5 protein-coding genes are annotated in these 4615 nt (G+C 49.6%); 4 read left to right on the plus strand and 1 reads right to left on the minus strand.

Features of this window, described 5'->3' with window-relative positions:
• From KDK14_RS19565 to sthA, 4 genes are all read left to right on the plus strand, one after another.
• On the plus strand, window positions 1-387 hold a 387-nt coding region (locus KDK14_RS19565; RefSeq protein ID WP_257266894.1), incomplete at its 5' end, for a cupin domain-containing protein.
• 188 nt (window positions 388-575) lie between these two features.
• Complete coding sequence (locus KDK14_RS19570; protein ID WP_257266895.1) at window positions 576-1688, plus strand: FAD:protein FMN transferase; 1113 nt, start codon at window positions 576-578, stop codon at window positions 1686-1688.
• A gap of 89 nt (window positions 1689-1777) precedes the next feature.
• Window positions 1778-2005: a (Na+)-NQR maturation NqrM gene (nqrM, locus tag KDK14_RS19575; RefSeq protein WP_257266896.1), complete on the plus strand. Its 228-nt coding sequence runs from the start codon at window positions 1778-1780 to the stop codon at window positions 2003-2005.
• Window positions 2006-2156: 151 nt separating this feature from the next.
• Window positions 2157-3551 carry a Si-specific NAD(P)(+) transhydrogenase gene (sthA, locus tag KDK14_RS19580; RefSeq protein ID WP_257266897.1) on the plus strand — a complete coding sequence of 465 codons (1395 nt, stop codon included), beginning with the start codon at window positions 2157-2159 and terminating at the stop codon, window positions 3549-3551.
• On the opposite strand, the gene KDK14_RS19585 is transcribed toward sthA, so the two are convergent.
• Window positions 3534-4615: hypothetical protein (locus tag KDK14_RS19585; protein WP_257266898.1), on the minus strand; the 1082-nt coding region annotated here is incomplete at its 5' end. The two genes, sthA and KDK14_RS19585, sit on opposite strands and share 18 nt — an antisense overlap.

The raw sequence follows: 4615 nt of genomic DNA on the forward strand, positions 1-4615 counted from the left end.
GGTATTGATCTTCCCCAGCTGTTCTCCCCGGTCAAGAAAACGGTGTCTGTCGGCGGTCGGCGAGATATTACCCGTCAGGGAGAGGGGCGTCTTCATCCCACCCGTACCTATGAGCATGAACTGCTGGCTACAGAGCTTTCCGGCAAAAAGATGATTCCCTACCGGACCACCGTGAGGGCACGCTCATTTGATGAGTATCTACAGTGGGTTCGACATGATGGTGAGGAGTTTCTCCTGGTTCTGCACGGCAGTATTGAACTCTATACCGAGTATTATCAGCCCGTGGAGCTGTTTGAAGGGGACAGTGCATACTACGATGCACAGATGGGCCATGCCCTGGTTTCAACCAGTGGGAGCGATGCGGTGATTCTCTGGGTAACTGCCTGAACACTTCCGTTTAATCGCTGATGATTATCCCCCGTGCGGGTGCTAGAATCCGGCCAGACCTATAGTAAGGAGCCTTCTCAGGGTATCCTGTCCAGCGACGGTGGTTATCCTGACTTTCAGCCTGTCCCTGTGTCAAGAACTGCCTGAGATTGACCCACACCCTGTTGAACCACTTTCAGGAGCGTCACTTGCTTTCCCGATCTCTGAAGCGATCATTGATACCTGCCATCATGGTGATAGTGGCGGTATTTCTGGTGTTGAGTACCCGGCCCAGGCTTTACAGCTTTCAGGGACAAATCATGGGAACGACCTATAACGTCAGTTATGTAGCCACCCTGTTCCACCCGGTAAGGGATGTGTCCCGCGGAATACAGGATGCCCTGGCTGATGTTGATCAACGGATGTCAACCTATAAGCCTGACTCAGAGCTGATGCAGTTTAACCGGGCTCCGGTGGGGGAGCCATTTAAACTGTCCGGTGATATTGTTCAGCTGGTTCAGCAAGCCCGGGCGATTTCTGATCTATCGGATGGAGCCTACGATATTACCGTAGGCCCCCTGGTGAACCTTTGGGGTTTTGGCCCAACACAAAGGGCTGCCGACAAGGAAGGGCATGATGATAGTGAATCCCTGGCCAATGTTCCGGAATTTGCCAAATGGATTGAGAGTCAATATCCGGGTCATATCCCCCATGCAACCGCTATTCAGGAAGCCCTGGCCAACGTTGGCTATCAGAGTCTGACAGTGGACACTGAAGGCTCAACCCTGACCCGGGAAAAGGCGTTGTTTGTTGATCTGAGTTCCATCGCCAAGGGCTACGGTGTTGATCAGGCGGCAGCGGCGCTCAGGGCCCGGGGCATTAAAGACTTTATGGTAGAGGTTGGTGGCGAAGTGCTGGTTCAGGGTGTCAAGCCCAATGGCAACCCCTGGCGATTGGCGGTTATCGGTCCTGAAATGGGCAAAAACGGTGTGTCAGCCCTGGTAGAGCCCCTGGACAAGGCACTGGCGACCTCTGGTGATTATCTGAATTTTTTTGAAGTGGATGGCAAACGGTACTCACATACCATTAATCCCGTTACCGGCTGGCCTGAAGCCAAGCGGGTAGCGGAAGTGGCCGTTATTGCCGACACTTCGGCCCGGGCCGATGCCCTGGCCACCATGTTTATGGTGCTGGGGGATGAGAAAGGACTGGAGCTGGCCAACAGGCTGGGTATTGCGGCCCGTTTTGCTTATTATACAGATGAAGGATTTGCAACGGTGACCAGTGAGGCCTTTAAGCCTTACCTGGTTAAACAACCATGAGACTGGTGAAACAATGGAAAATACCGCTTCAATACACAGGCTCCGGGTATCGAAAATGGTCTTCATGGTAAATAATGGAGGAATCAGTTATGACAATTGTGCTGATTACATTTTGTACTTTTCTGCTAATCATTGCCGCCATGGCGGTGGGTGTCATTTTTGCCAATAAGCCGATCAAAGGCTCCTGTGGTGGTCTTGGTAATCTTGGTTTGAAGGACGGTTGTCTCATTTGCGGCGGAGGAGACAAGACAGATCCTCTTTCCGAGGTGAATGATGACCTGTTTTATGACGCAACGGCTTCCAACAAGAGTAAGTAATACCCGGACAGCCTTTTGGCTACGTTCGTTTTTTGTTGGTTGCAAGACATCAGAGACGGCAAAAGCCTCCGTTGTTACCTATGGGCACTTCAGATATCAGCTGTAAATAAGAATAAGCGAATAATGTATTTGGACCGGGGGAATCGAATAAATGGGTGTCAGTAAATACGACTTGGTCATCCTTGGATCAGGGCCTGCGGGTGAGGGGGCGGCAATGAACGCCATCAAACTCGGTAAAAAGGTCGCCGTCGTTGAGCAGTTTAACTTCGTGGGTGGTAGCTGTACTCACCTGGGTACGATTCCATCCAAGGCCCTGCGCCACTCGGTCAAACAGATCATGGATTTCAATACCAACTCCCTGTTTCGTGAGATCGGTGATCCCCGCTGGTTCAGCTTTCCCAAAGTATTGAAAAGGGCGGAATCGGTGATTCAGAAGCAAGTGCAGTCCCGTACCCTGTACTATGCCCGCAACCGCATCGATCTTTACTTTGGCCGTGGTGTCTTTATTGATGAGCATACCCTTGAGGTGACTGAGTCCAGCGGGAATACGGAACGTCTCTTTGGATCCAACTATCTGATTGCCACCGGGTCCCGTCCCTATCATCCACCCGGTGTTGACTTTCACCATTCCAGGGTTTTGGATAGCGATACCATTCTTGAGCTGTCCTCTACGCCACGACGCATGATTATCTACGGTGCCGGTGTTATCGGCTCTGAATATGCCTCCATATTCTCTGGCCTGGGCGTACTGGTGGATTTGATTGATACCCGTGAGCGGCTGCTGTCGTTTCTTGATAAAGAGATTTCCGATGCCCTGAGCTATCAGCTGCGCAAAATGAACGTCATTATTCGCCACAATGAAGAGTTCCAGAAACTTGAGACCATGGATGATTGCGTCGTGCTGCACCTGAAGTCGGGTAAGAAACTCAAGGCAGACATGTTGCTCTGGGCCAATGGCCGGGCAGGTAATACCCAGGCAATGGGGCTGGAAATGATCGGTCTTAAGCCCGATGGCCGTGGGCAGTTGGGTGTTAATGAAAGTTATCAGACCTCCTTGCCCCATATTTATGCGGCGGGTGACGTTATTGGCTGGCCCAGTCTGGCCAGTGCCGCTTATGACCAGGGACGCTCGGCGGCGGCACACCTTTGTAACAGTGAGGACTGGCACTTTGTCAATGAAGTACCCACGGGTATCTACACCATCCCGGAAATCAGCTCTGTGGGTCGTACCGAAGAAGAACTGACGGCCGATGCCATTCCCTATGAGGTGGGTAAGGCGTTTTTCTCTAGGCTGGCCAGGGCTCAAATCACCGGTGAAGTGGTTGGCATGCTGAAGATCCTTTTCCATCGGGATACCCTGGAAGTGTTGGGTATTCACTGTTTTGGTGACCAGGCATCGGAGATTGTCCATATCGGTCAGGCGGTGATGCGCCAGGAGGGCAAGGCCAATTCACTTCGTTACTTCCTGAATACCACCTTTAACTATCCCACCATGGCAGAAGCCTACCGTGTTGCTGCTTTGGATGGGCTAAACCGATTGTTTTGATTCTGTTACGCTTGATTCGGGCTTTAACTGTCCTTCATTCCGGTCACTGAAAAGCGTGGGGAATAGTGATGATAATTCAGCTTTTTTTGCTTTAGCTGCTAACTCTCCTTTTTCCCTCGCCAATGTTTCACTCAAGCCTTGTTTTCTGGCCCTTCGAATGGCGTATGCCCTTGCACTTCTTACGGCCTGTTTCGCCTTGCCTCTATCGGATCTGTTGTATTTGTTGTTGTTTTTGGCTATGGACGCCTTGCCCTTAACGGAATTTCGATATTTGGCTTGGGCAGCCTTTTTTTTACCGGATTCACCATATATGTCATAGCTCGTCTTGTGTTTATCGGATGCTTCGTATTTGGCCCGGCTTACCATGCCTGATTCAGAAAAGCACGGATCTTCAGGCGTAAGGGGTACAGGTCTGCCAGAGTCAGACGATTCACTTGCTTTAAACTGAACGGTTTCAGTCAGAACTTGCTGTGGTGTGTCTAGCGCCCCAACTGTAGCAACTCGAAGCAGTGATGGCTGAGAAAGAGTAACTGATGAATGTTTCGGGAGAAATCGCTGACCTGTTTGTTGCGCGTGTATTGAGGTTAAGTCCGTGAATGTGAAATCATTATCAAATTGTTCACAGGTAAAATCACCGGGTAAAGCTATATCTTCTCGTGAATATTCACCAGACACGAATTTATTTTCAGTGGGTGGTAAATGAAAAATTGAAAAGCTACTCAGTAGCCGACAGGGTATTTTCTGATTTGTCACTTTTGGATTTAAATACAGAGGATCAAGCGGAACTTGTTTTTGCACAGAGTGCGAAAACCGGCTCAAGTATGAACTTGAAGCTACATTTGTTGATGATGGAGCTTTTTGTAACGCCTGTGAATAGGTTAATCCCGTGCATAAATGTGTGTCTAAATCTGACTTGTTCATTGAAATGCCGCATCTTGACCGATTACAACTCCAGACAATTCTTTCTGATAAAAGTTTCCCCTTTTGCAATACGCTTAATATATGAGTCGTTAACCAAATGAAATCATATTTTCTGACTAAGTGTTCAGTCACTCTACAGCGTT

Origin of the sequence: Endozoicomonas sp. ONNA2, from assembly GCF_024606365.1 — a bacterium.
GTDB lineage: Bacteria > Pseudomonadota > Gammaproteobacteria > Pseudomonadales > Endozoicomonadaceae > Endozoicomonas.

What these genes read in the sequence shown, in the direction of transcription:
- nqrM (WP_257266896.1), top strand. Translation starts at nt 1,778, where the DNA reads ATGACAATTGTGCTGATTACATTTTGTACTTTTCTGCTAATCATTGCC.
- sthA (WP_257266897.1), top strand. Translation starts at nt 2,157, where the DNA reads ATGGGTGTCAGTAAATACGACTTGGTCATCCTTGGATCAGGGCCTGCG.